Consider the following 542-nt stretch of genomic DNA (forward strand, 5'->3'; position numbering starts at 1 on the left):
TGTAGTACCAAATGCACCGCCAGATATTAATGCAGTTCCATTGAGTGTAATAGCATAAGATCCTTGTCCATAGGTACAGCATATTCCATCTCCATAACTATCATTGATCGTAAATGTATACGCACCATCGGTTAAGCAAACGTTTTTAGAAATATCAGGAGATGAGTTGCTGTAGCCTCCGCCCGATTCAATGATATCTCCTGCGGCATTTTTTAGATCCCAGCTAGTTTCTGATCCATAATTGTCAAAGACAACAGCTATTTTTAATTCAGAGCATTGGGCAGTATTTGTTCCGATCTCATTGGGATAGCTTTTGTTGGATTTGGAATTGTTCTGATAATTCGCGTTAGCAAGGACACTGCATGCCAAGGCCATTGATAAAAAAAGATTTCTCATAATTTGTGTGTTAAATTATTGATTATTTATAGTTTAGGTCAAAAATAGAGAAAATGATAATGGGGTAACATCCTGCTTTTTGTTAAATAAAACACAAATTTTTGATGTTTGTAAAGCAAATATGAAAAATATTTTTTAGTGATTTT

Annotated in this window: 1 protein-coding gene; it reads right to left on the reverse strand. The window is 34.3% G+C overall.

Translation table 11 applies throughout. From position 1 onward, the window contains the following. A partial coding sequence (locus SM447_RS29835) for a hypothetical protein (RefSeq protein WP_474576198.1) occupies positions 1 to 396 on the reverse strand: 396 nt, incomplete at its 3' end. Positions 397 to 542 lie beyond the last annotated feature (146 nt).

This window comes from Micromonospora aridisoli, assembly GCF_056150025.1.